Below are 25,165 nucleotides of genomic sequence, written 5' to 3'. Positions count from 1 at the left end.
CAACAACCGGCGTTTCTCTGGTTATTCGGTTCCGGCCGTCTCGCGCACGGATGGCGCGACGTCAGCCCCTGCGGGCCAAGCCCCAGTTGCGCGCCGCTGCTTGACCTTTTGATAGGACGCGAAGGCGAACGGCAGCATTAGGAGGTAAAGCAGCGCCACCGCCAAGAGTGTAATCCACGGCGCCCGGATCAGTGACGCTCCAAGAAGCGCCACGCCGGCCAAGGCGAAGAGGCGCATTCCACTTCGGATGCGAATTGAGGACCAGCTGAAGGTTGGAAGGCTCGAGATCATCAGCGCGGCGATGAACAACGTCCACGCCATCACCAGTTCCCACCGCCTAAAAACGTCTTCGCCGGTAATCAGCCACAGGAAGATCGGCACGAAGGCGAGCCCCGCCCCCGCAGGTGCGGGAACACCGGTGTTGAAGCCGGCCGACTTGTGGGGCTGATCGTCGGCATCGATGCGCGCGTTGAAGCGAGCGAGTCGAAGAGCGCAGCAAACAGCGAGCGCTAGCGCTGCGATCCATCCGAACCGCGGCGCGGTTTGGAGCGACCACAGGAAAAGGATCAGGGCCGGAGCAGTCCCGAACGCGATATTGTCGCTGAGAGAGTCGAGTTCTGCCCGAATCTGCTCTGCGCGCGCAACAAGCGAGCGATCCGTCCGTCGAAGCCGTCCAGCACGCCTGCGAACACGACTGCAGCCAATGCCTTTTCCCATTCGGCGCCGATGGCCAGGCTCACGCCAGTCAGGCCAAAGCACAGCGCGAGAAGAGTGATCGCATTCGGGACCATCGCCCGGAACGGAATTCCATGCCGCCCGCGAAGGTCGTGCTCTTCGGTCACTGGCTGATCCCGACCAGCTCCGGCTGCACCCCAAGTTCGGCGATTACCGTCTCGCCGGCGATCGCGCGTTGGCCAAGAAGGACGCGAGGTCCGGTCCCTGCCGGCAGATAGACGTCGACGCGGCTCCCGAAGCGGATGAGGCCGACGCGTTCGCCCGCCTCCACAATATCGCCTTCCTGCACGAACGTCAGGATTCGGCGCGCGACGAGGCCCGCGATCTGCGTGAAGCCGATCCGGACGCCCGCGCCTGTCTCGACGACGATGTGTTGCCGCTCATTGTCCTCACTCGCTTTGTCGAGATCGGCGTTCAGGAATTTGCCTGGCATGTAGGCCACCTTCCGCACACGCCCGGTCACAGGCGACCGATTGATGTGGACGTCGAACACGCTCATGAAAATCGAAACGCGTGTGTACTCAGTCGCATCCAGCCCTTCCGCTCCGGCCAGTTCAGGCGGCGGAGCGACTTTCGAAATCATCGTGATCAGCCCGTCTGCCGGGCAATGATCAGATTGTCGCCGCGCGGTGTGGTTCGGATCGGGTCGCGAAAGAACGCGAAGATCCAGATCGTCAGTCCGACCAGGATCCAGCCGACGAACTGCCAGCCAAGAAGGAACGCGAACAATGTGACGGCGGCAGAACCGGCTGCGAACTTGCGGCCTTCCGGGTGGGTTGAGGGGAAACGCCATTTGACGGTGGTGGTCGGGGCGAGCGCGCCGCCGGGCTTGTCCAGTGAGGGCATGGGCGCCTCCTTAAAGAGGCTGTCGGCAGCGCACAACGCTGCGGTTGCCTGAAGCGGGTCCGCGTCCTAATGCCCGCCAAATCCGAAAAGCAGGAAGTCTATGTCCAAGATCAAGGTGAAAAACCCGGTCGTCGAGCTCGACGGCGACGAAATGACCCGCATCATCTGGCAGTGGATCCGAGAGCGCCTGATCCTGCCATTCCTCGATGTGGACCTGCTTTACTACGACCTCGGCATCGAGAAGCGCGACGAGACCGAGGACAGGATTACGGTCGAGGCCGCCGAAGCGATCAAGAAGCACGGCGTAGGCGTGAAGTGCGCAACGATCACGCCTGACGAAGCCCGAGTTGAAGAATTTAGCCTTAAGAAGATGTGGAAATCGCCCAACGGCACCATCCGCAACATTCTTGGCGGCGTCGTGTTTCGCGAGCCCATCGTCATCGCCAACGTGCCGAGGATCATCCCTGGCTGGACGGATCCGATCGTGATCGGTCGTCACGCGTTCGGCGACCAGTACAAGGCGACCGATTTCAAGGTCCCCGGTCCCGGCAAGCTGACAATTAAGTTCGTCGGAGAGGACGGCCAGGAGATCGAGCATGAAGTGTTCGATTTCCCGAGCGCCGGCGTCGCCATGGGGATGTACAACCTGGACGAGTCTATTCGCGACTTTGCCCGCGCCAGCTTCAACTACGGAATCAACCGCAAGTGGCCGGTCTACCTGTCGACGAAGAATACGATCCTCAAGGCTTACGATGGTCGCTTCAAGGATATCTTCCAGGAAACCTTCGACAACGAATTCAAGGCGAAGTTCGACGAACTGGGTATCGAATATCAGCATCGCCTGATCGACGACATGGTCGCCAGCGCTCTCAAATGGAGCGGCAAGTTCATCTGGGCCTGCAAGAACTACGACGGAGACGTTCAGTCGGACCAGGTTGCTCAAGGCTTTGGTTCGTTGGGCCTGATGACCTCGATCCTGATGACCCCGGACGGCAAGACGGTCGAAGCGGAGGCTGCTCACGGCACCGTCACCCGCCACTACCGTATGCACCAGCAGGGCAAGGCGACCTCGACCAATCCAATCGCGTCCATCTTCGCGTGGACCGGCGGCCTGAAGTTCCGCGGCAAGATCGACGAGACGCCCGACGTCGTCCGATTTGCGGAAACGCTCGAGCAGGTTTGCATCGACACGGTCGAGGCCGGTCACATGACGAAGGACCTCGCAATCCTCGTCGGCCCGGATCAGCCCTGGATGACCACCGAGCAGTTCTTCGACACGATCGTCAAGAACCTCGAAACGACGATGAAATCCTGGGAAGAGGCGCCAGCGGAGAGCGAACCCGCTCGCGCCTGACGCCGAGCCCGACAAGGCGTCCTGGAATCCTGCGCAGAAGCGGGAAGCGATCGAACAGGCGCACGATGAACGGCGCCCGCCGGATTGGCTCCCGAGACTGAATGACGCGACCGATGACGCGTTCCTGCGCGGCCTTTTGTGCGCCTTGGATCACGCGTGTCGGGAACAGGCGGCGCTCCTCGACCTTGCGGAGGTACGGATCGACATCCTCGCCTCGTGCCAGCGGCGCCGCGAGAATGTTGGCCGCGGCAACTGCATCTTGAACCGCGAGGTTGATGCCAATGCCTCCGATTGGTGACATTGCATGAGCTGCGTCACCAATCGCCAGCAAGCCGTTCTGGTGCCAGGTCGTGAGCCGGTCGAGCTTCACGCTCAAAAGGTGCAAATCCGTAATCTCGTCGAGCTCGGTTAGGTTCAGCCCTTCAGGTGCCGCCGCCGCCACTTCCTCGCGGATCGCTTCGATCCCCCGCTGCTGGTAGGCTTCAGCGGCTCCTTTCGGGATGACGAACGCACATTGCCAGTAATCGCCGCGATCGATCATTACCAGAATGCGGCCGCTCTCGACATTACCCCGCAGCCCGCCGACCTCCTTCTCCGGCTTGGCGAGGCGAAACCAGAAGACGTCGATCGGCGCGCCGAGGTCCTCAACGGGCAAGGTTTGCCGAACGATCGATGCTCGGCCGTCAGCGGCGATTGTGAGCGGTGCTCGAACATCGCGACCATTCTTCAGTCGGACGCCAACCACCCTGCCCTGCTCCTCAGCAAAGCTTTCGACCGGCGTCTCCATCTCGAGGTGAAAGCCGGGAAGGCTTTGGCCTCGACGCGAAGGAAATCGAGAAATTCCCACTGCGGCATCATCGCAATGAATGGCGCGGGCGTGTGAAGGTGTGACAAGTCGCCGATCGTCCATTCACGCCCGGCCAGCCGTAGTTCCGCCTTATCGACCTTGTTATGCGGGCGCTGGAGGAAGCGCTCCAGCATCCCGAGCTGATCGAGGATCTCCATCGTTGAGGGATGAACCGTGTCGCCGCGGAAATCGCGGAAGAAATCAGCATGCTTCTCGAAGATGCGAACTTCGCAGCCGGCGCGCGCGAAAAGCAGGCCGGCCATGACGCCCGCCGGCCCTCCGCCAACGACGATGAGGTCTGCGTCTTGCTCTGACGTCATGCCGTCGGCTTACAGCCGTTACGGCCGGAAGTCAGCGCCTAGTGAGCGCCTCCGCTTTGTGGGCTGCTTGCTTCCCGTCATCCGTCTCCACGAGGTATTCGGGATTATCCTTCGACGCGGCGACCTTGTGACCCTTGATGTGGGTTGGCTCCGTGAGCTTTTTCACGACCTTTCCTTCGGCCGTACCGCCATGCGATTTCCAACTAACGCTGTCGCCAGCCTTCAACTGCTTGCTCATGATCATTTTCTCCAGACGCTGGAGGAAACGTTCGAGCAAGCCGCGAGGGTGACAGATTTTCGGGCACCTGCTCTAAAGCCGGTATGCACGGCGAATTCGGAACATCTGGCTTCAGCGATGCCCTGGTGATCCTCGGGCAGCAGGGATCGTCATCCCGGCCTTTGCCCGCCTGCGCATCTCGCCGGTGATCGGCTTTATCCTGGTCGGGATGATCGTCGGTCCTTCCGGCCTCGGTGGCCTGACACATGAGTTCTCGTGGCTGAACTACCTGACCATTTCCAACCGTGAGGCGATCGACCCATTCGCCGAGTTCGGCATTATCCTTCTCCTCTTTGCGATCGGGCTCGAACTAAGTTTTCGACGCCTCGTCGCGATGCGGAAGATGGTATTCGGGATTGGGGCAGCTGAGCTCATTTTGAGCGCGGCTCTGATCGGCGGTGCGCTGGCGCTTTTTGGTCACACGGCTTCGAGCGCTGCGGTCCTCGGTTTCGCCCTTGCAATGTCGTCCACTGCACTGGTGCTGCCGATCGCCGGTACGACGAGCCCCGTCGGAAAGGCGGCGCTTGCCATGCTGCTGTTCGAGGACCTTGCACTCGTGCCGCTGCTCTTCGTTTTCGGCACCGCCGCCGCAGCTGCCGCGTCCGGCCTCATTGAGGTGGCGTGGAAAGGGGCGATCGTCATCGGCGGACTGTTGCTCATCGGCAGGCTTTTCCTTCCCGCGCTGTTTGCCCAGGCGGCGCGGACCAAGAGCCCAGAGATTTTCTTGGCCGTCAGCCTGCTGGTGGTGATCCTTGCAAGCATTGCCACCGGCGCGGTTGGACTATCACCGATCCTGGGAGCGCTGATCGCTGGCGTCCTGATCGCCGAGACCGAATATCATAGCGAAGTCGAAGTGGTGACGGCGCCGTTCCGCGGCCTCGCACTCGGAATTTTCCTGATCACGATCGGCATGCGAATTGATTTCCGGTTGCTGACCAGCATCTGGCCGCAGCTGCTCCTGGCATTGGTGGGCATTCTCGTCGTCAAAGCATTCGTAACGGGTGGGCTGTTGCGGTTGAGCGGCTCGCGTGTCGGCGTAGCCGCCGAAACCGGTCTGCTGATGGCCTCGCCCTCGGAGACGACTTTGATCCTACTTGGCGCTGCTGCGGCAACGGGTGCAATCGCGCAAAGCACCGCGACTTTCTGGCAGGCAGCGACGGCGATCGGCCTCACCATTACGCCCCTGCTGGCAATGCTCGGCCGGCTGGCTGCAAGGCGTGTCGACCCGCACGCCCTCGAAGCCGCGGAAGGCGGTGCCGAAGGACGTACAATTGTGTTCGGCTTCGGCCGGGTCGGGCGGATGGTTGCCGACATGCTCGAGGAACACGGCCGCCCCTATCTCGCCGTCGACAGCGACATCGACAACGTTATGTCTGCGCGAGAGGCCGGTTACAGCATTCTGTTCGGAGATGTCGCGCGCACCGAACTGATCGAGAAATTGAACTTGGGAAGCTCCTCCGCCCTGGTCCTGACGATGGACGATCCCGTGCTCGTCGCGCGCCTGACAAGACGGCTGCGGAGCAGTTTTCCGGAGCTCGCCATCATCGCCCGAGCTCGTGACACCGACCATGCGGCCAAGCTTTACGAAGCCGGCGTGACCGACGCCGTGCCGGAGACGCTCGAAGCATCCCTTCAGCTGTCCGAAGCTGTCCTGGTCGACATTGGCGTGGCGATGGGACCCGTCATCGCCAGCATCCACGAGAAGAGGTCGGAACTGCGATCAGAGATCATGGCGCAGGCGGAAATGGAGGCTGAGCCGCGACTTGGACGGCGCAGAGCAAGGGACTCGCGTCAGTCGGTTGCGGGTTCGAACCGAAGCACGCCCGCGGCGTAAGTCTTGTGCTCCGCATTATCCGCCGGGTGACGGTCGCCGTCGAAGACGACGATTTCTCTGAAGTCGAACGGTGAGAGGCCCTCGAGACAGGCAACATTGACGCCGAGCTGATCGGGGTTCGACCGGCGCTTGTGGTGAGTGTAGATGCCGCAGACGGTGCAGAAGTGATGCTCGGCCGACCTCGTATTGAAGCGATAGGTTCCGAGCTGCTCCTCGCCTTGAAGCAGATGGAATCCCTGAGGCGTCGACGTGACCGCCACCGCACCACGCATCCGGCAGATGCTGCAGGTACAGCGCCGCGCGGACGAAAGGCCGAGTGGCAGCTCGGCCGTAAACCTGACCGCACCGCAATGGCATGAGCCGTTCAGTGTAACTGGCTCAGTGCCAGCCGTATCGATCACGCAGCGACCTTTTCCAGCGCGTCCTTGACCGCCGCAAGCGCTTCCTCCGCCTTGGACCCGTCAGGTCCGCCGCCTTGCGCCATATCGGGCCGTCCTCCGCCGCCCTGCCCGCCGAGCGCGCTGACCGCCGCCTTGAGAAGGTCGACGGCATTGACCTGTCCCGTCAGATCGTCGGTTACGCCGACGGCGACGCTCGCGCGCCCATCGTTGACCGCGATGAGCGCTGCAATTCCCGAACCGACGCGCTGCTTCATGGTGTCAACGGTGGACCGCAAGTCTTTGGGATTCAAGCCTTCTACGACCTGACCGAGGAAGCTGTGACCGCCGACCTGCTCTGGCGCCGTCGCATCCGCCTTCGCCGAGCCTCCGCCCATGGCCAACGCCTTCTTTGCGTCGGCGAGCTCGCGCTCCAAGCGCCGCCGCTCTTCGACCAGCGATGCGATCCGCGCGGGCACTTCATCCGGCGATGACTTGAGTGTCGCGGCCGCCTCCCGCAGCTTGGTGTCGCGATCGCCGAGCCATTTGCGAGCGGCCTCGCCAGTAAACGCCTCGATCCTGCGCACTCCGGAAGACACCGCACTTTCGCCGATGATCTTCAGCAGCTGGATATCCCCCAGCGCCCGAACGTGAGTCCCGCCGCACAGCTCGACGGAATAGTCCGCCTCCGAGGTTCGTCCCATCGAGAGAACGCGAACTTCATCGCCATATTTCTCGCCGAACAGGGCCATGGCTCCGGCGGCGATCGCTTCGTCGGGCGTCATTAACCGGGTCTGCACGGTCTCATTGCCCCGAATCTGCGCGTTCACATCCGCTTCGACCTGATCGATCTCCTCGCGCGTCAGCGCCTTGGGATGCGAGAAATCGAAACGGAAGTAGTCGGGAGCAACCAGGCTCCCTTTCTGGGTGACGTGCGTACCCAAACGATGGCGAAGGGCCGCATGCAGCAGGTGGGTTGCGCTATGGTTGGCGCGGACGCGGTCCCTGCGCTCGGCATCGACGGCTTGGTGGACGGTCTCGCCGACCGTCAGCTCGCCCGCGACGACCTTGGTGCGGAGGACGTGCAGCCGCCCAAGCGGCTTCATCGTGTCCTGGACATCGCCCTGGAAGCCTTTGAGCGTAGTCAATTTTCCTGTGTCGCCGATCTGGCCGCCACTTTCGCCGTAGAAAGGCGTCTGGTTGGGCACGATGTCGACGATCTCGCCAATCTCAGCCCGCTCGACACGCTTCCCATCCTTGACGATCGCAAGGGCGACGCCCTCCCCTTCATCCCCAGAATATCCAGTGAATTCGGTGCTCCCGAACTCCTCGGCGATGTCGAACCACAGTTCGTCGGAGGCGCGCTCGCCCGAACCTTTCCAGGCAGCCCGCGCCGCCGCCCTCTGCTGCGCCATTGCGGCATCGAAGCCTTCGCGATCGACACCAAGCCCGCGAACGCGCAGCGCATCTTCGGTCAGGTCGTAAGGAAAGCCGAACGTGTCGTAGAGCTTGAAGGCCGTTTCGCCGGGTAAAGTACCGCCGGCCGCTAGAGAGACAGTCGCTTCGTCGAGTAGCTTGAGGCCGTTCGCCAGCGTCTGGCGGAAGCGCACCTCTTCTTGTTGCAATGTAGCCTCGATCAGCGGCTGCGCTCGTACCAGCTCGGGGAAAGCCGCGCCCATCTCCGCGACCAGCGCCGGCACAAGGCGGTACATCAAGGGCTCCTTGGCGCCGAGCAGATGGGCGTGCCGCATCGCGCGCCGCATGATCCGGCGGAGGACATAGCCCCTGCCCTCGTTCGCCGGCAGGACGCCATCCGCCACAAGGAAGCCCGATGCGCGCAGGTGGTCGGCGATCACGCGATGGCTTGCCTGCTTGTCGCCTTCCGCCTTGGTCTTGGTCAGCGCTTCGCTGGCTTCGATCAACGCACGAAACATGTCCGTGTCGTAATTGTCGTGCACGCCCTGCAGGACCGCCGAGAGGCGCTCGAGGCCCATGCCCGTATCGATGCTCTTCTTCGGCAATTCGGAGACGATCTCACCGGCCGCCTGCTCGTATTGCATGAAGACCAGGTTCCAGATCTCGACGAAGCGATCGCCGTCTTCGTCAGGCGAGCCCGGAGGACCGCCCGGAATATGATCGCCATGGTCGTAGAAAATCTCGGAACACGGACCGCATGGGCCGTCGTCGCCCATCGCCCAGAAATTGTCCTTGGTCGGGATGCGGATGATCCGGCTGTCGGGAAGCCCGGAGATCTTCTTCCAAAGATCGAATGCCTCGTCGTCAGTATGATAAACGGTGGCGGTCAGCCGGTCTGGACTGATCCCCCATTCCTTCGTAATGAGGTTCCACGCAAGTTCGATCGCTCGATCCTTGAAGTAATCGCCGAACGAGAAATTCCCGAGCATTTCGAAGAAGGTATGGTGCCGCGCGGTATAGCCGACGTTGTCGAGATCGTTGTGCTTGCCGCCGGCGCGGACGCATTTCTGGGAGCTGGTCGCGGTCGAGTAAGGCTTGCTCTCGAGTCCCGTGAACACGTTCTTGAACGGCACCATGCCCGCGTTCACGAACATCAGGGTCGGATCGTTCTGCGGCACCAAGGGTGCGGATTGGACGCGCGCATGCCCGTTCGTCTCGAAGTAATCGAGGAAGGAGCGGCGGATATCGTTCGTCGAGGTCATCGCAGGCGGCATGTAAATGCGCTGCTGCACTGCGGCAAGGAGCGCCGTTGACGGCCAGTGTTCGAATGCTAGCGTCTTCGCCAGGGGGATAGCATGAAACGCATCGCTTTTGCCTTGCTGGCCTGCGCTGCAGCGCCGGTCATGGCCCAGTCCAGCGAACACCAAGGCCACCTGATGAAGGAGGCCACCCCACCGAAGGCCCTCATCCTTGACGGCTATGGTAACGGCGGGTTCACGATCACGACTGCCAATCCGAAGGCGCAGGCCTTCTTCAACAACGGGATGCAGCTCGCTCATGCCTTCGCCCACAAGGCCGCAGTCGAAGCGATGGAGGAGTCCGTCCGGCTCGATCCCCAATGTGCGATGTGCCTATGGGGACAGGCCTGGGCCGATGGCCCGACGATCAACTACGGCAAGAGCGAGGACGAGGTCGCGAAGCTTGCCGAACTGGCGGACAAAGCCGCGGACCTTGCCAAGGCCAAAGGCTCCGAGCGCGAACGCCAGCTCATTCATGCTCTTCAGTTGCGCTACAAGGACGGTGGCGGAGGCAAGGACGGCGATTTGAAATTCGCGAAGGCGATGGCCGCTCTCGCTTCGAGATATCCTGACGATGACGAGATCGCCGTCATGGCCGCGGACGCATGGCTGATGACGAAGGCCGATACCGCAGAGGACTGGAAGTTGAATGCCGAGCTGTCGATCCCGCTGCTCGAGCGCGTACTTCGGCGCAATCCGAACGATACACCGGCAATCCATTTCTACATCCACGCAACGGAGATCGCCGAGCGACCGGCGCTCGCGGAGCCCTACGCGGACCGGCTTGGGACGCTGGCTCCAAGGGCGAGCCATCTCGTCCACATGCCAAGCCACACCTATTACTGGGTCGGCCGCTATGAGGATGCGGCAAAGGCGAACATGCGGGCCGTCGAAATCGGTATCGACAACGCGAAGAAGCTGGGCCTTCCCGCACCGAACGGCGTGTGGGGACTGCCGTATCACGCGCACAACGTAACCTTCGGACTTGGGGGCGCGCTTCAGGCAGGCGATGCCGACATCGCACTCCGGCTCGGCCGTCCGCTTGTCGAGATGTCGCAATCGGACGGCAAGGCCGGACCCTATCGGCAGATGATTGCCGCGAACGGCTATTACGCCATGGCCCTATTCTCGGACCCAAAGGACGTGCTGGCTCTTCCGCAACCGAAATTGCCGTTCCTCGAGGCCGCATGGCATTACGCGCGCGGCGAAGCCTTTGCGAAGCTTGGGAATGAGGAAGCGGTCCGCAAGGAAGCAGCCGCGATTCATGGCGTCACCGGCGAACTCAGCAAGGACGACGGCTCGCTGCAGGCCCAGACCATGACTTACATCGCGCGCAACGTGCTTGTGGGCCGCGCTGACATGATGGCGCATCGGCCGAAGGAGGCTGCCCAGGCCTTCGCGGAAGCCGCGGAGCACGAGGAGAGCGACGACTTCCGGTCCGTCTCGGATCCTCCCGCATGGCACTATCCGGTGCGCCGTGACCTCGCCCTCGCGTTGGAGGCGCAGGGTGATTTGGCGGGAGCACGCCGAGAGGCGGCCGCCGCTCTGGCGTTCCGCAAGAATGATCCCGGCACGCTGGCGTTGATGGCCAAGCTCGACGGCGCGTCGGCCGCTCGCTAGTCGAATTGCATGGCGAAGCGACCCAAGTCCACCATTCCCCAGTACAAGCGCCGTAGGCCGAACAAGCGCGGTCCGATCGTCCGACTGATCGTGTTTTTGATGAAGCTGGCGCTCATTTTCCTGGTCGGCTCATTCCTGTGGGTGCTGGCTTATCGCTTCGTAAACCCGCCGATCACAGCGACCATGCTTGGAGACATCGTCGCCGGACGCGGTGCGACGAAGGACTGGATGAGCATCGAGGACATCGATCGCGACATGGTCCGCGCCGCGATCGGCGCCGAAGACAGCAAGTTCTGTTCCCATAGTGGCTTCGATGTGGAAGCCATTGAAGATGCAATGAAACGCAACGCTTCCGGAGGTCGAATCCGCGGCGGATCAACGATCAGTCAGCAGACCGCCAAGAACGTCTTCCTGTGGCAGGGAGGCGGCTATTTCCGTAAGGGCCTGGAAGCCTGGTTCACGTTCCTTATCGAGCATGTCTGGGGCAAGCGCCGGATCATGGAGGTCTATCTCAACGTCGCTGAAACCGGGATCGGCACATATGGCGTCAACGCGGGATCGCAGCGCTATTTCGATCACGACGCGAGCGCGATGAGTCCGACGGAAGCTGCGCGTATCGCCGCGGTCCTCCCTCTTCCAAAGAAGCGCGGAGCGGTCACACCGAAGGGGTTCACGCGCCGCTATGGCAATTCAATCAGCTCGAGGATCGGCATCGTTGCCCGCGACGGTCTCGACGCCTGCGTCTACCGCGACGTCGTTCCTCCGAAGAACAAGGATGCGCCGAAGACCGCAAGGCCATCCACGGGTCTCCCAGGTGAAGAATATGAAAGCGCGAAACCCCTGCCTCCGCTAAATGAGGCCGTCGAAGAGCTGCCGCCTGAGTCGCCGGAGCCGGTTGTCATCAACGCCCCCGCGCCGGCTCCTCAGCAGCAACCCGCGACGAATGAGGCGAGCCCTCCCGTCAGATCAGAGGAAAGTCCGCCGCCTCCGCCGGTCGGTCAGTAGCTAAACCGTTCATCGCCCGGCCTTTTTGCGTTCGGTTGAGGAACGACGGGTGCTTGCCCGCCGTTCAGGCCGCAAACCCAAAATGGAGGACAAGTGATGGCTACACGTACTCAGAGTCGATCCTCATCCAGCAGCCGCTCGAACAATCGCGGCTCGTCACGATCAGGTAACGGCAACAGCGACCGCAGCCAGACCCGAAGCGGTGGTGACCGGAGCGCCTTTACCTGGGGCGAGAACGCCGGGCCGCTTCTCGGAGCAGCGCTGGCCGGCGCAGCAATCGGCTTTGCGGCGAACTACGGCCGCAAATTCCTGATGCAGGGAATGGAATCCCTAGCGGGCGACTGGGATGACATCCTCGCCGCTGAGCACGAGCTGGCCTTGGGCATCTTCGACAAGATGCTGGCAACCGACGAGACGCAGACCTGGAAGCGCAGCATGCTGCTGATGAAGCTGACCCATGCGCTCGACAAGCATGCGCACCAGGAGGAAATGGTCGTTTATCCCGCACTTCGCGAAGCCAACATGGCCGTCAACGCCGACGAGCTCGAAGGCGAGCACGGTTACGTCAAGACCTACCTCTACGAACTCAAGAACATGGGCCCGGAGGCCCCGAACTGGCTCGAGAAAGTCCGGGAGTTCCGCTCTTTGGTGTCGAAGCACGCGCACATGGAAGAGGAAGAAGTCTTCCCCGCCTTCAAGCGCGATCTTAGCGACGAACAGAATGCCAAGATCACGGGCCTTGTGAACGCAGACGGCTTCTGGATGGCTTAGCCGCTAGCTGACGAGGGCGAGTCTCGGCGGTTCCTGCACGGAAAGGTCGACACTCCCTCGCCGGCAATCCGCTCGATGCGAGCCTGGAGCTCTGCATCGAGCGCGAAGTCGCGACCCGCCACGACAATTGCTTCGCCGCCGGTCGACAAGGGGAGGAACAGGCGCACAAGCCCGCCGCCACCGCCAACGTTGGACAGCTCTCGGGCAATTGCTGGCACAAGCGTCGCGGATGGCACGCGTACTTCCATCTGCAGCCTTGTCCGCTTCGCCAACGTCTCCAGCGGTTGGAAACGTTTGATCGCCACGCGCGGAAGTTCGTCGCCCGGACGCTTGTCGAGTTCGACGGTCAGCAGGCCGCAAGTCTGAGCCTTCGCGGCAGCTTCCACAGCCGCACTGGCGTCATCGTCGAAAATGCTGGCTTGGAATTGCCCGGAGGAATCGCTGAGCGTCGCCATCAGATAGCGGCGCCCCTTGGCCGACGTTCTCCAGCGCACATCTTCCACCAGCGCCGCCATCACGGCACCCGCCCTGCCCTCTGCGGGCATCGGCAAATCGGCAAGCTGCGCAAAGGTCTTTGCCTTGTTCGCTTCCAGGATGTGCCGGTGGGAATCCACCGGATGGGCGGAGAAATAGAAGCCGAACGAGTCACGCTCGGCCGCCATCCGCTGAGCGAGCGACCATGCCTCGGCCTTGGTCAGCCGGATTGGAGCCATCGCAGAGCTGCCGCCGCCGAACAGCCCACCCTGCCCGCTGTTGCGCTGATCGGCCGCGCTGGCCGCGTGGGCAAGGATGGTTTCGGCCGACGCATGGACTGCTGCCCGGTCGGGAGCGATCGCGTCGAAAGCGCCCGAAGCGGCGAGGCTCTCGATCTGGCGCCGGTTGAGCAGGCGCGGGTCGATCCGCTCGGCGAAGTCATCGAGGGACTTGAACGGGCCGTTCATCTCACGTTCCGTAACGAGCGCTTCCATCGCCTTCTCGCCAACCCCTTTGAGGGCGCCAAGGGCATAACGGACCTTGCCGTTTTCAACGGAGAAGGCCGCCTCGCTCGCGTTGATGCAGGGCGGCAGGCATTCGATCTCGCCGCGCCGCATGTCCTCCACGAACAAGGCCAGCTTGTCGGTCAGCGCGATGTCGAAGCTCATCGACGCGGCATAGAATTCGGGCGGTGATGCGCCTTCAGCCAACCCGTGTGATAAGCGACCAGCGCGTAAGCGGCTGCGTGCGACTTGTTGAAGCCGTACCCGGCGAACTTGTCGATCAAATCGAACAACTCTGACGCCTTGGCCGGAGTGATATTATGCGCCTTGCAGCCCTCGACGAAGCGCGCCCGCTGCGCATCCATCTCCGACTTGATCTTCTTGCCCATGGCACGGCGGAGAAGGTCGGCTTCGCCCAGTGAATAGCCAGCGAGCACCTGCGCCGCCTGCATCACCTGCTCCTGGTAGACGAAGATCCCGTAAGTCTCCTTGAGCACTTCCTCCAGCATCGGATGCGGATAAGCGAGTTCGGCGCGTCCGTTCTTGCGGTCGCCGAACATCGGAATGTTGTCCATCGGACCCGGCCGGTACAGCGAGACGAGCGCGATGATGTCGCCGAAGTTGGTCGGGCGGACGGCCGCAAGTGTTCGCCGCATACCCTCGGATTCCAGCTGGAACACGCCGACCGTGTCGCCGCGCTGGAGAAGTTCGTAGACGTCCGGATCGTCCCAGGTCAGGGTCGAGAACTCGACTTCGATGCCCTGCTCGGCCAGCAGCCGCTCGGCTTCCTTGAGCACCGAGAGTGTCTTCAGGCCGAGAAAGTCGAATTTCACCAGACCCGCGGCCTCGACATATTTCATGTCGAACTGAGTGACCGGCATGTCGGATCGCGGATCGCGATACAGCGGCACCAGGTCGTCAAGGCTGCGGTCGCCGATGACAACGCCCGCAGCGTGAGTCGACGCGTGGCGAGGAAGCCCTCGAGCTTCATCGCCAGGTCGAACAGCCGGCGAACCTCGGAATCGCCTTTGTACTCGGCCGCTAGCTCCGACACGCCATTCAGCGAGCGCTCGAGAGTCCACGGATCGGTCGGATGGTTGGGGATCAGCTTGGCGAGGCGGTCGACCTGCCCATAGCTCATCTGCAGGACGCGCCCGGTGTCCTTCAGCACCGCGCGCGCCTTCAGGCGCCCGAAGGTAATGATTTGCGCAACGCGATCGCGCCCGTACTTCTGCTGGACGTAGGAAATGACCTCGTCGCGACGGGTTTCGCAGAAGTCGATGTCGAAGTCGGGCATCGACACACGTTCCGGGTTCAAGAAGCGCTCGAAGAGCAGATTGAGGGCAAGCGGATCGAGGTCGGTGATCGTCAGTGCCCAGGCGACGACGGATCCTGCCCCGGAGCCGCGACCCGGCCCGACCGGAATATCGTGCGCTTTCGCCCATTTGATGAAGTCGGCGACGATCAGGAAGTAGCCGGCAAACCCCATGCGGGTAATGACGTCAATCTCGAACTCGAGCCGCTCTCGATAGGCGGCCTTTTCCTCCTCGTTGCGGCCCACGAGACGCGCATCCAGGCCGGCGAAGGCATCGGTGCGTAGCTGCTCATCTTCATGGTCGGAAAGCCTTGGAAGGATGGGCCGACGGCTCGGCGCCCCGACGGCGCAGCGCATGGCGATGACGCCTGTATTGGCCAATGCTTCCGGAAGATCGATGAACAGTTCCGCCATCGCCGCCGAGTCCTTCAGCCATGCTTCGGGCGAAGACGTCTTCCGGTCGGAGCTTTCGACGTAAGCGGATTGCGCGATGCAAAGCATGGCATCGTGCGCGGCATGGAAGCTTGGATCGGAGTAGGCTGCCGGATTGGTCGCCACGAGCGGAAGATCGCGTTCGTATGCAAGTTCGATCAGCCGGTCTTCCGACGCTTCTTCAACGGGATCTCCGCGGCGGATAATTTCGACGTACAGGCGGTCCGGGAACGCGGCCTGCAGGTGGTCCAGATAGGCCTTAGATTTGTCCAGCTGCCCTTCTGACACGAGACGGGCGAGCGCCCCCTCTGAGCCGGCTGTCAGAGCGATGAGGCCCTCGCTCTTCGCCTCAAGGGCGCTGAATTCCACGTGAGGATCGAACTCGACCGGACGGTCGAGGTGCGCAGAGGAGACGAGGTGGCACAGGTTCGAATAGCCCTGCTCGTCTTTAGCGAGCAGGACGATCCAATCGACTCCAATGCCCAGCTCTGGAGGTCGCGCAACAGCGAGCATAGCCCCAACGATTGGCTGAACGCCCTTTGCGGAGCACCCATCCGTGAAAGCCATCGCGGCGTAGAGTCCATTGCGGTCGGTCAGGGCGACGGCCGGGAAACCGAGCTTGGCCGCGCGCTCCGCAATCGCTTTCGGCTCCATCGCCCCTTCTAGCATCGTGAAGGAAGAGAAGACGCGAAGCGAAACGTAGGGCTGAGTCACTCGCCGAATATGGCGCCGTAAGCGACAAAACGCATCTGCACGCCCGCGCTTTTCCACATGTTTTTGAGGTGCCGCCCGAACGCTATGGCAACTATCTTTGGGGGTGCCAGTCGCCAGTCATGATGTCGCGAATTTCGCGCATGCGTCCACGGTACGTGTCGGCGATGCAGGCATTTTCCGTACACTGATCGCGATAGCCGAGGAATTCGTTGCGGGTACGGATGAGGAGCTCGCGCTGTTCCGGGCTCGCTTGGGCCAATGCGCCGGCGAATTGCGCGGACATCCTGCGGTCGAGGGCGGCGAGATTTGGGTCGTCGCAGACCGCAGCTTCTCCCGCCGTGCGTGCATTTGCGCAGTTGAAGCTTGGCCCGCCCGCAGCTTCCGGCTGGGGAGCCAGCGGATCGGGCGGTGTTATGACGTCAACTCCATTGATCGTTGTGTTCGACAACGGATCCGTATTGTCCGGCGCTGTCGTCGCAATTGACGAGAGTGGCCCGACGATCGCCGAGGCATCCGTCAACGTGACCGTCCGCGCATCCGATCCCGCACCCTGTTGGACGGTATAGAGAACATCGGCACTGAGCGAGCTCTTACCACCGGCAGCAACGCCGGGAGGAAGGTCGAGCGTCAAGGTCCCGTTGCAAGTGACACTGCCATCCGTGCCTTCATCGCGAAGCACCGCGGCTTCCATGCGGACGGAGGCGGCCGAGGCGATCTTGGCGAGAGCCGCCTGATCGCTACCGCGAAGCTCCGCTGCCTGCTGGAAGATCGCGGTCCGAATGGCCGCGGAGGTCGCTTCTCCTGAACAGAGTGACGACGGATCGCCCGCTGACGCGCTAACCTCGTCACCGGTCAGGCGATCGTTCTCGCTGGAGCGGCTGCCCCACAGCATCATACCGACCAGGATCAGGATAAGGACGCCAAGCGCGACGGAAGCAATCACGGTCGCATTGATGCGCTGACCGCCGCCTTCGCCTTGCGGGTCCACTACTGCAGCTGACCTTCGTGGAGACGCACCACGCGGTCCATCTTCGCCGCAAGCCGTTCGTTGTGAGTGGCGACAAGGGCCGCACTCCCCTCCCCGCGTACCAGCGAGAGGAACTCGGCCAGCACCGTATCGGCGGTTGCTTCGTCAAGATTGCCGGTCGGCTCATCCGCGAGGACCAGCGGCGGCTTGTTGGCAAGGGCCCGCGCGACCGCAACGCGCTGCTGCTCGCCGCCGGAAAGTTTCGAAGGACGGTGATCGAGCCGCGATCCGAGCCCAAGCGCCCGAGAAGCTGCTCCGCACGCCCTCGCGCGGCATCGGTCTCCGCGCCATGGATCAGCTGCGGAAGCACTACATTTTCGCGCGCGTTGAATTCCGGAAGGAGGTGGTGAAACTGGTAAACGAACCCGAGCGCATTGCGGCGCAGGTCGGTCCTCCCGTTGTCGTCGAGCGTGGATGCCTCGCGGCCCGCAATCCGGATCGACCCTTCGAACCCGCCTTCGAGCAGGCCAACCGCTTGAAGCAATGTGGATTTGCCCGATCCCGAAGGACCGAGCAACGCAACGATCTCGCCGGGCATGACATCCAGGTCCACACCTCGGAGGACATGAATTGTGACGTCGCCCTGCGTGAAGCTCCGCTTGAGGCCACGCGTCGAAAGGACTGCGTCACTCATAGCGAAGGACCTGGACCGGATCGGTGCTCGCGGCCTTCCACGCCGGGTACAGTGTCGCGAGGAAGGACAGGATCAGGGCGATCAGGATAATCGCGGTGACTTCGACCGGATCGGATTTGGACGGCAGCTCCGAAAGGAAGCGCACCGATGGATCCCACAGGTTCTGGCCCGTCACGAACTGAATCCCGTCCACTACCGACTGCCGGAAGAAGAGGAAGATCGCGCCAAGAATGATGCCCAATACGATCCCGAGCGATCCGATGGTCACACCAACCGTCACGAAGACCTTCATCATGCTCCGCCGGCTGGCGCCCATGGTCCGCAGGATCGCGATGTCGCGGGTCTTCGCCCGGACGAGCATGATCAGCGACGACAGGATGTTGAACACCGCGACCAGCACGATCAGCGACAGGACGACGAACATTGCGACGCGCTCGATCTCCAGCGCCTCGAACAGCGCCGAGTTCATCTGCTGCCAGTCGACGAGAATCCCCTTGCCCTGAACCGTTGGAGCGAGGGGTTCGAGGATCTGACGAGCCTTGTCCGGATTGCTGGTCTGGATTTCGACCATCCCCACCTGGTCGCCCATCATCAATAAGGTCTGGGCGTCCTGCATCGGCATGACGACAAACGACTTGTCGTAATCGTAGACGCCGACCTCGAAGATGGCTCCCACCTGGTAGGAGACGATCCGTGGAACCGTCCCGACCGGGGTGGAGCGGCCGTCCGGACTGATCAGGCTGATTTCGCTCCCGACGTAGGCGCCAAGCGTCTCCGCGAGCCGCGACCCAATTGCGACCCGCCCGCTGCCCGGTGTGATCGAATTGATGTTTCCGGACAGGACGTTGCTTGTGATCACTTTGTTGCCGCGGATGTCTTCCAGGCGGAGGCCGCGGACGATCACGCCTTCGACGCGGCCATTGGCCGAGGCCATCAGTGGCTGCTCGATCAGCGGAGTCGCCGACGTGACGCCGGGAAGCTTGCGCGCGGTGTCGGCAATGTTTTGCCAGTCGGCCAGGCGCCCCTCATAACCCTGAACGATCGCGTGCCCGTTGAGTCCGACAATCTTGTCGAACAGCTCGGCGCGAAAGCCGTTCATTACGCTCATCACGATGATCAGCGCGGCAACCCCAAGAGCAACCGCAAACAGGCTGATCGAGGCGACGAGGAAGATGAATCCCTCACCCTTGCCGGGAAGAAGATAGCGTCGAGCGACCGCGCGCTCGTACCTGTTCAGGATCATTCGGACAGCCTCGCGAGAGCGGATTCCACGCTCAGCTCATGGCGCTCACCAGATGAACGGCGCTTGAGTTCCACCGTTCCTGCCGCGATCCCGCGCGGTCCGACCACGACCTGCCAAGGCAGTCCGATCAAATCCATCGTCGCCAGCTTCGCCCGCCGCGCTCGTCGCGATCGTCGTAGGCGACTTCAATGCCGGCAAGCTGCAGATTGCCGTACAGCTCCTCGGCTGCCGCCACGCTCGGCTCGTCGTCCTGCCGCATGGTAACGATGCCAACCTTCCAAGGCGCCACGCTCTCGGGCCAGATGATGCCGGCGTCGTCATGGCTCGCCTCGATGATTGCGCCCACCAGCCGGGAAACACCGACGCCGTAGCTTCCCATCATCGGAGTGACCGGCTTCCCGTCCGAGCCCGAGACCTTGAGACCCATGGCCGCGGAATATTTGTCGCCGAAGTAGAAGATGTGACCGACTTCGATCCCTCGACCGGTCCGCTTGCGGTCTTCGGAAAGCGTTGCCCAGCGGGCCTCGTCGTGCGTCTCGTCGGTCGCGGAGTAGGTAGAACTCACCCGCTCAAACAGCGCCTTCAGGCCCTCGGCGTCGCCATACTGGAGATCTGACTGTTGCCAGTCGAATTCCTCGAATGCTGCGTCATAGAACACCTCGCTCTCGCCGGTGGGCGCGAGGACGATGAATTCGTGACTGAGGTCGCCGCCGATCGGGCCAGACGCAGCCTTCATCGGCACTGCCTGAATTCCGAGGCGCTGAAACGTTCGCAGATAAGCCAGCAACTGCGTGTAATAGCTCTGCCGCGCACCCTCTTCGTCGAGATCGAAGCTGTAGGCGTCCTTCATCAGGAATTCGCGCCCGCGCATCACGCCGAAGCGAGGGCGCACTTCGTCGCGGAACTTCCATTGGATGTGGTAGAGCGTACGCGGAAGTTCGCGATAGCTCTTCAGCTCGTCGCGAACGATCGCGGTGAGCATTTCCTCATTCGTCGGACCGTAGAGCATCTCGCGATCATGCCGGTCCCGGATGCGCAGCATTTCCGGGCCGTACGCGTCGTATCGTCCGCTCTCGCGCCACAGGTCGGCCGACTGGATCGTCGGCATCAGCATCTCGATCGCTCCAGCGCGATCCTGTTCCTCGCGAACGATCTGCTCGATCTTCTGCAGGACTCGGAAGCCTATTGGCAGCCAGGAGTAGATTCCCGCAGCGGTCTGACGAACGAGCCCGGCCCGCAGCATCAGCTTGTGGCTGACGATCTGGGCGTCCGTCGGGCTTTCCTTAAGGACTGGCAGAAAATAGCGGGAAACGCGCAATTTCAATTGCCTCCAAGCGTGGCGAGAGCCGGTGCCCTAAGGCGCTATTCCAACAAGCGCAATGCGACGAGCCACGTCTGCCGATGTGGCAGACTCGACACAGGCGATGCGCAAAAACCCGGGCAGGTTCGATATGCAAGTGACAAGCCGGGAGATGCGGCCTAGCTTGAGGCTCTTCCGTCGGGCTGCCCCTTGGGGCCGATGTCGGAAGCCTGCAGCGACGCGCTAAAGGCGGGACGCAGCAGGACACCAAGGGGGCTGACGAGCAATCGTCACGCAGGACGCCCGGGTCGCTCAGCGGTCCGGGCGTTTGCTTTTTGGCGGAAATCCAAGCCCTCTTCCAACCGTTGCGCATAAGGTGGTATGCGACTCCTGCGCAACGACTGGCGCAAATACAGGAGGGCACCATGCGAACTCGATGGATGCTCGGCATGCTCGTGGCGGCCGCACTGGCCGCCCCCGCTGCGCAAGCGCAGGACACCAACGAAAGCGGTATCCGGACCGAAACGCAGGAACGCCTGCGGAGCGGCCCGCCCAAGATCGACTGGCTGAACCTGCTCGGCGCTTTGGGACTGCTAGGCCTGCTGGGTCTGAAAAAGGAACACGGCGAGGACAGCTATCACCCCGCCTCCGTCGAATAGCGACGGCGCAAGGAGACCAGAAATGCGCAAAGTGATTGTGTTTGCTTTGGCGGCCGCAATTTCCGCGGCGCCGGCAGCTGCTCAAAACGATACGAACGCGGCGGTCGATGCGAATGCCGCAATGACCGCGGCTCCCGCCGATAATGTGGTTGCGCCGACAGACCTCAACGCGGCTCCTGCCGAAACGATGACAACGGAAGTCACCGAACCTGCTCCGGCGCCGACTCACGAGCGGAAGTCGGGTGGCGGATTTCCGTGGGGCATCGTCGGGCTGGTAGGGCTCGTCGGGCTGCTGGGACGCAAGCGCCGCGACTGATCTGCTTGCGGGGTGGTAGCGGAGGAGGGACTTGAACCCCCGACACGCGGATTATGATTCCGCTGCTCTAACCAGCTGAGCTACTCCGCCCCGATAAGGCATGATATTCGCATTCCCGCCGGGCGGGTAGCGCCGCGGCCATATAGGTGTGCACATTGTGTCGGTCAACGCGAGGAACCGCTTACGGCTGCTCTCGTTCAACCGGCATAATCGAAAGGCACGTTGATGGACCCTTTGACCCCGCTCGAGACCCTTTGCCGGATCATCCTTCGGGCGCGTGAATATGAGGCCCAGACGCCGACCGACTATGACGGTGGCGAGGCTGCGGACAATGTCGACGATGAGGAAGAAGGCACCCTCTCGGTCCTCGACGACTCGATCAATGACAGTGTCGAGGAAGAGTTGAAGGCAGTTTTCGAAGACCTTGGAGAGGATCAGCTGGCCGAAGTCGTCGCGTTCTGCTGGGTCGGACAAGGCACCTATGACGTTGGCGACTGGGACGAGGCCGTCGAGGAAGCGAGCGACCTCACTCGCGGCGGAAGCGATGCTGCGATCGCGGAGCTGATGGACATGCCAATGCTGGCGTCTGTGCTGGAAGCCGGGATGGCGGCCTTCGATCTGAGTTGCGACGGGATCGGCGACCTCAGCTAACCCCTGAAGGAATACGTCCTTAGCGTTTCCCAAGGCCCGCCCATGTAGCGATGGAGTCCTAGACCGGAGATCGAGACCGGGCGCCGGTCGTACGTCTCACCTAGCGCTTCGATCAGTGCCCGTGCAACCTTCGGGCGACTTTGTTCTGGATGGTTACGTGGGCGGACCATCCTGCCGAGTCCTGAGCGGTCAGGAGCCCGTGAAGGCGCGTCGCGATCTCCGACCGCATGGCGTCGAGTTCATCCGAAGCAATCCGCAGCGCCACTCCGCCACCAAGGTTCATGACACCCGCGATCCAAGCTCGTGGAGCGGCGTATTCAGCAAGCCGCCGCAGGATTCCGCGAACCTCATCCTCCGCCGACGGAGGGATCGCATGGAACATGGTGAGATGAGCCGGAAGTTGGTTCCGCTCTGGCGGAAAGTGCTGGCACCGCAGCCCGTTCAGCCATGCAAAATCAGGCTCCGCAAGCTCTGCCGTCACGATCAGCGGGCCGGCCATCGATCCTTCTCGATCTGCTGAAAGTCGTCCATCGCCCCCATTTCGACGACGAGACGATCCGAATCCACTCGCGCATTTCTCCAAGGAATTTTGCGGAGTGTTTCACCGACACCGGCCACGCCGCCTTCGGAGGCAACGACATAGCGAAGACGTCCACTTTGGCAGCCCGCCATCGCGTCTACAGACGTTCCGATGGAGCCATCTCCAGCCTCGATCGGCGCTTTCAGGAGGAGCGAGACAGGAAAGAGGCTTTCCTCCGGCTCTTGCGCACTCGCGGAGGCCGCGACGGAAGCGCCCTTCTCGATCCCTGCCTGCCGGCCTAGCCACCGCCAGATGCCGAAGATGTTCAGGACCGTCAGAACGACGTTGGTCCAGGTCAAAGCCGGCTGGTTCGTCATCAGGCCCGCGGCAAGCCATGACAGGGACCCGACGAGGAAGACACAGAACCCGTATCCCGTAACTCGCGATCCGAGGTTTGCTGCCGTCATCGAGGCGGCGATGATTGTCGCGACTGTCGCGATCCAGGAAATGGTATCAGCCATTGCGCGGAAATGCGCGGGGCGGGCCGATGGTTCAGATCTCGACCTGGCTGCCCAGCTCGACGACGCGATTGGTCGGCAGCTTGAAGAATTCCATCGCGCTTTCTGCATTGCGCAACATCCAGGCGAACAGCTTTTCACGCCAGATTGCCATTCCCGGGCGTGAAGACGCGATCAAGGTCTGGCGTGCGAGGAAGAAGCTGGTGTCCATCATCTTGCACGCGGGACCGGTGCCCTGAGCTTGGTCAGCGCCGCAGGAACGTTCACTTCTTCCATGAAGCCGTAGTTTAGGATCACGCGGTAGAAACCGGCGGTATAATCGACGGTCTCCGACCTTTTTTCCTCCGGTACGTAAGGCACGTCCTGGATCTTCACGGTAAGCAGGATCACGCGCTCATGAAGCACCTTGTTGTGCTTCAGGTTGTGAAGCAGCGCATGCGGCACGCCAGCGGCGGAGCTGGTCATGAACACGGCCGTGCCAGGCACACGCGCCGCACTGGTCGCCGCCGACTTGATAAAGATCTCCATCGGCAGGCTGGCTTCGTCCATGCGGGCAATAAGCAGCTGGCGGCCCTTCGCCCAAGTCGTAAGCAGAGTGAAGGCGATGGCTCCGATCAGCAGCGGGAACCACCCACCCGCGGGATCTTCAGCAGGTTGGCGCCAAGATAGAGACCGTCGACCGTAAAGAAGAGCGCAAGCAGGCCGATCGCCAGGAAGCGATTCCAGTTCCACAGCTGCAGCAACACGACCGAGATCAGAACCGCGTCGATCAGCATCGCGCCGGTCACCGCGATACCGTAAGCCGCGGCCAGGTTCGAAGAGCTGCCGAACATGATCACGAGCAGGATCACCATGATCATCAGCGCCCAATTCACGACCGGAATGTAGATCTGGCCGGCAGCGCTTTCGCTGGTGTGCGCGATGCGGAGGCGCGGGACGAAGCCCAGCTGGATCGCCTGCTGCGTGACCGAGAAGGCTCCTGAAATCACGGCTTGGCTCGCGATGATCGTCGCCATGGTGGCGAGCAGGACCAGCGGCAGACGCAGCGCATCCGGCGCGAGATAGAAGAACGGATTCTTGACCGTTTCGAGAGCCTGGGCTTCCTCCATCGAGAGAAGCATCGCCCCCTGTCCCATGTAATTCAGGAGCAGGGCAGGCATAACGAAATAGATCCACGACACGCGGATCGGCCTTCGTCCGAAATGCCCCATGTCCGCGTAGAGCGCTTCTGCGCCGGTCACGGCGAGAACGACGGAGCCAAGCGCGATGAACGCGCGCGTCGGCTCTTGCACGAAGAAGTGGACCGCGTGCCAGGGATTGAGGGTGTTCAGGATGACCTGCGGGCGATCCATGATGTGGATCACGCCGAGCACCGCGATGGTCACGAAATAGAACAGCATCACTGGCCCGAACAGCGCCCCGACCCGAGCCGTGCCGTGCGACTGGATGGCGAAAAGCCCGACAAGAATGGCGACCGCAATCGGGATGACATAGGGCTCGAGCCCGACGTTGACCGTCGTTAAGCCCTCCACTGCCGAGAGGACCGAGATGGCGGGCGTGATCATCGAGTCGCCGTAGAAGAGCGCCGTCGCAAACACGCCGAGGAGGACGATCCCGGTGGTCCATCGTTTCTTGCCGCCGATCTGGCGATTGATCAGGGCCAAAAGCGCCAGGCTCCCGCCCTCGCCCTTGTTATCGGCCCTCATGATGATCGTGACGTACTTTAGGGTCACGATAATGAGCATGGACCAGAAGATCAGGCTCAGCACGCCATGCACGTGAAGCTGATCGACCGTCAGTGTGTGGTGGCCGGCGAAGGTCTCGCGAAATGCGTAGATCGGCGACGTGCCGATATCCCAAAGACAATCCCAATCGCGCCGACGGCGAGCTTGGCCAATGATCCGCCGTGGCCGTGCCCGGACGAATGATCCTGTGGGGTTTCGGCTTCGGCACCCCCGCTTGCTGTGACGTTCATGAAAGAAGAAACTGCCTGGACCGACCGCGAACCCGCATTCCTGGTGCCCCCGCACCGCCACCCGACCGGCGGCGCGCCGCACTAGCACTCGCGGGTACAGCCGCAATTCCTGCCGCAATGTGGGAGGACAACCGCAATTCACGCGTCTATAGGCCCGCCCAACCAACATCAGTGGAGCGAACGA

The 25,165-nt window shown here is 62.3% G+C and carries 13 protein-coding genes, 1 tRNA gene and 9 pseudogenes; 8 read left to right on the top strand and 15 right to left on the bottom strand.

What is annotated here, in order from left to right; genetic code table 11:
- Positions 1–21: 21 nt before the first annotated feature.
- Together H9L15_RS10315 and H9L15_RS10310 are read right to left on the bottom strand one after the other, a co-directional pair.
- Positions 22–791 (bottom strand): annotated as a pseudogene (locus H9L15_RS10315) (CDP-alcohol phosphatidyltransferase family protein).
- Positions 792–838: 47 nt separating this feature from the next.
- Positions 839–1,581: pseudogene (locus H9L15_RS10310) on the bottom strand (phosphatidylserine decarboxylase).
- A 100-nt stretch (positions 1,582–1,681) separates the two neighbouring features.
- Between H9L15_RS10310 and H9L15_RS10305 the strand changes: the two are divergent.
- A complete protein-coding gene (locus H9L15_RS10305) occupies positions 1,682–2,935 on the top strand; it encodes an NADP-dependent isocitrate dehydrogenase (RefSeq protein ID WP_187714015.1) in 1,254 nt (417 codons plus the stop codon).
- Here H9L15_RS10305 and H9L15_RS10300 read toward each other — a convergent pair.
- Both H9L15_RS10300 and H9L15_RS10295 read right to left on the bottom strand, forming a co-directional pair.
- Positions 2,865–4,045 (bottom strand): annotated as a pseudogene (locus tag H9L15_RS10300) (FAD-dependent oxidoreductase). The gene H9L15_RS10305 and the pseudogene H9L15_RS10300 sit on opposite strands and share 71 nt — an antisense overlap.
- An 88-nt stretch (positions 4,046–4,133) precedes the next feature.
- Positions 4,134–4,340, bottom strand: coding sequence for a hypervirulence associated TUDOR domain-containing protein (locus H9L15_RS10295; RefSeq protein WP_187714014.1), 207 nt, complete (start codon positions 4,338–4,340; stop codon positions 4,134–4,136).
- 83 nt (positions 4,341–4,423) lie between these two features.
- Here H9L15_RS10295 and H9L15_RS10290 point away from each other — a divergent pair.
- Positions 4,424–6,213: pseudogene (locus tag H9L15_RS10290) on the top strand (cation:proton antiporter domain-containing protein).
- Here the strand turns inward: H9L15_RS10290 and H9L15_RS10285 are convergent.
- Both H9L15_RS10285 and alaS read right to left on the bottom strand, forming a co-directional pair.
- Positions 6,171–6,614 carry a GFA family protein gene (locus H9L15_RS10285; RefSeq protein ID WP_223276154.1) on the bottom strand — a complete coding sequence of 148 codons (444 nt, stop codon included), beginning with the start codon at positions 6,612–6,614 and terminating at the stop codon, positions 6,171–6,173. The pseudogene H9L15_RS10290 and the gene H9L15_RS10285 overlap by 43 nt on opposite strands.
- Complete coding sequence (alaS, locus tag H9L15_RS10280) at positions 6,611–9,268, bottom strand: alanine--tRNA ligase (protein WP_187715873.1); 2,658 nt, start codon at positions 9,266–9,268, stop codon at positions 6,611–6,613. The genes H9L15_RS10285 and alaS overlap by 4 nt, the downstream gene beginning before the upstream one ends.
- 93 nt (positions 9,269–9,361) lie before the next feature.
- On the opposite strand from alaS, the gene H9L15_RS10275 reads away from it, so the two are divergent.
- The 3 genes and pseudogenes from H9L15_RS10275 to H9L15_RS10265 all read left to right on the top strand — a co-directional run bounded on the left by H9L15_RS10275 (position 9,362) and on the right by H9L15_RS10265 (position 12,700).
- A complete protein-coding gene (locus tag H9L15_RS10275) occupies positions 9,362–10,924 on the top strand; it encodes a hypothetical protein (protein ID WP_187714013.1) in 1,563 nt (520 codons plus the stop codon).
- Between the two features lie 99 nt (positions 10,925–11,023).
- A pseudogene (gene mtgA, locus H9L15_RS17610) lies at positions 11,024–11,668 on the top strand (monofunctional biosynthetic peptidoglycan transglycosylase); the annotation flags it as partial.
- Positions 11,669–12,025: 357 nt separating this feature from the next.
- Positions 12,026–12,700, top strand: a complete 675-nt coding sequence (locus H9L15_RS10265) for a hemerythrin domain-containing protein (protein ID WP_187714011.1) — start codon at positions 12,026–12,028, stop codon at positions 12,698–12,700.
- Here H9L15_RS10265 and dnaE read toward each other — a convergent pair.
- The 5 genes and pseudogenes from dnaE to proS all read right to left on the bottom strand — a co-directional run bounded on the left by dnaE (position 12,697) and on the right by proS (position 20,360).
- A pseudogene (gene dnaE, locus H9L15_RS10260) lies at positions 12,697–16,093 on the bottom strand (DNA polymerase III subunit alpha). The gene H9L15_RS10265 and the pseudogene dnaE overlap by 4 nt on opposite strands.
- A gap of 136 nt (positions 16,094–16,229) precedes the next feature.
- Entirely contained in the window at positions 16,230–17,126 is an 897-nt protein-coding gene (locus H9L15_RS10255; protein WP_187714010.1) for a lysozyme inhibitor LprI family protein, read from the bottom strand.
- Positions 17,126–17,799, bottom strand: a pseudogene (locus H9L15_RS10250) (ABC transporter ATP-binding protein). The gene H9L15_RS10255 and the pseudogene H9L15_RS10250 overlap by 1 nt, the downstream one beginning before the upstream one ends.
- Positions 17,792–19,042 carry a lipoprotein-releasing ABC transporter permease subunit gene (locus H9L15_RS10245; RefSeq protein WP_187714009.1) on the bottom strand — a complete coding sequence of 417 codons (1,251 nt, stop codon included), beginning with the start codon at positions 19,040–19,042 and terminating at the stop codon, positions 17,792–17,794. Before H9L15_RS10245 ends, H9L15_RS10250 begins: the two are co-directional and overlap by 8 nt.
- Positions 19,039–20,360 (bottom strand): annotated as a pseudogene (proS, locus tag H9L15_RS10240) (proline--tRNA ligase). The gene H9L15_RS10245 and the pseudogene proS overlap by 4 nt, the downstream one beginning before the upstream one ends.
- 407 nt (positions 20,361–20,767) lie before the next feature.
- On the opposite strand from proS, the gene H9L15_RS10235 reads away from it, so the two are divergent.
- Complete coding sequence (locus H9L15_RS10235) at positions 20,768–21,001, top strand: hypothetical protein (RefSeq protein ID WP_187714008.1); 234 nt, start codon at positions 20,768–20,770, stop codon at positions 20,999–21,001.
- Positions 21,002–21,023: 22 nt separating this feature from the next.
- Positions 21,024–21,317, top strand: coding sequence for a WGxxGxxG family protein (locus H9L15_RS10230; RefSeq protein WP_187714007.1), 294 nt, complete (start codon positions 21,024–21,026; stop codon positions 21,315–21,317).
- A 13-nt stretch (positions 21,318–21,330) separates the two neighbouring features.
- Here H9L15_RS10230 and H9L15_RS10225 read toward each other — a convergent pair.
- A tRNA-Met gene (locus H9L15_RS10225) sits at positions 21,331–21,407 on the bottom strand.
- A 135-nt stretch (positions 21,408–21,542) separates the two neighbouring features.
- Between H9L15_RS10225 and H9L15_RS10220 the strand changes: the two genes are divergently transcribed.
- Positions 21,543–21,968 carry a DUF3775 domain-containing protein gene (locus H9L15_RS10220; RefSeq protein ID WP_187714006.1) on the top strand — a complete coding sequence of 142 codons (426 nt, stop codon included), beginning with the start codon at positions 21,543–21,545 and terminating at the stop codon, positions 21,966–21,968.
- 112 nt (positions 21,969–22,080) lie between these two features.
- On the opposite strand, the gene H9L15_RS10215 is transcribed toward H9L15_RS10220, so the two are convergent.
- The 3 genes and pseudogenes from H9L15_RS10215 to H9L15_RS10205 all read right to left on the bottom strand — a co-directional run bounded on the left by H9L15_RS10215 (position 22,081) and on the right by H9L15_RS10205 (position 24,981).
- On the bottom strand, positions 22,081–22,467 hold the full coding sequence (locus H9L15_RS10215; protein ID WP_317617489.1) for a 2'-5' RNA ligase family protein: 387 nt from the start codon (positions 22,465–22,467) through the stop codon (positions 22,081–22,083).
- The gene (locus tag H9L15_RS10210) at positions 22,452–23,009 is read right to left on the bottom strand and encodes a PRC-barrel domain-containing protein (protein ID WP_187714005.1); all 558 of its coding nucleotides are present in this window, start codon (positions 23,007–23,009) and stop codon (positions 22,452–22,454) included. The genes H9L15_RS10215 and H9L15_RS10210 overlap by 16 nt, the downstream gene beginning before the upstream one ends.
- A 31-nt stretch (positions 23,010–23,040) precedes the next feature.
- Positions 23,041–24,981: pseudogene (locus H9L15_RS10205) on the bottom strand (potassium transporter Kup).
- Positions 24,982–25,165: the final 184 nt, after the last annotated feature.

This window comes from Sphingomonas daechungensis (assembly GCF_014489495.1).
Lineage (GTDB): Bacteria > Pseudomonadota > Alphaproteobacteria > Sphingomonadales > Sphingomonadaceae > Sphingomicrobium > Sphingomicrobium daechungense.
Note: the sequence above shows the minus strand (reverse complement) of the source record. Positions and strands in the feature narration are given on the sequence as shown.

Coding starts and splice junctions, on each gene's coding strand:
- H9L15_RS10305 (WP_187714015.1), top strand. CDS start 1,682: ATGTCCAAGATCAAGGTGAAAAACCCGGTCGTCGAGCTCGACGGCGAC.
- alaS (WP_187715873.1), bottom strand. CDS start 9,268: ATGACCTCGACGAACGATATCCGCCGCTCCTTCCTCGATTACTTCGAG.
- H9L15_RS10215 (WP_317617489.1), bottom strand. CDS start 22,467: ATGGCCGGCCCGCTGATCGTGACGGCAGAGCTTGCGGAGCCTGATTTT.
- H9L15_RS10210 (WP_187714005.1), bottom strand. CDS start 23,009: ATGGCTGATACCATTTCCTGGATCGCGACAGTCGCGACAATCATCGCC.
- H9L15_RS10220 (WP_187714006.1), top strand. CDS start 21,543: ATGGACCCTTTGACCCCGCTCGAGACCCTTTGCCGGATCATCCTTCGG.
- H9L15_RS10245 (WP_187714009.1), bottom strand. CDS start 19,042: ATGATCCTGAACAGGTACGAGCGCGCGGTCGCTCGACGCTATCTTCTT.
- H9L15_RS10235 (WP_187714008.1), top strand. CDS start 20,768: ATGCGAACTCGATGGATGCTCGGCATGCTCGTGGCGGCCGCACTGGCC.
- H9L15_RS10230 (WP_187714007.1), top strand. CDS start 21,024: ATGCGCAAAGTGATTGTGTTTGCTTTGGCGGCCGCAATTTCCGCGGCG.
- H9L15_RS10275 (WP_187714013.1), top strand. CDS start 9,362: ATGAAACGCATCGCTTTTGCCTTGCTGGCCTGCGCTGCAGCGCCGGTC.
- H9L15_RS10265 (WP_187714011.1), top strand. CDS start 12,026: ATGGCTACACGTACTCAGAGTCGATCCTCATCCAGCAGCCGCTCGAAC.
- H9L15_RS10295 (WP_187714014.1), bottom strand. CDS start 4,340: ATGAGCAAGCAGTTGAAGGCTGGCGACAGCGTTAGTTGGAAATCGCAT.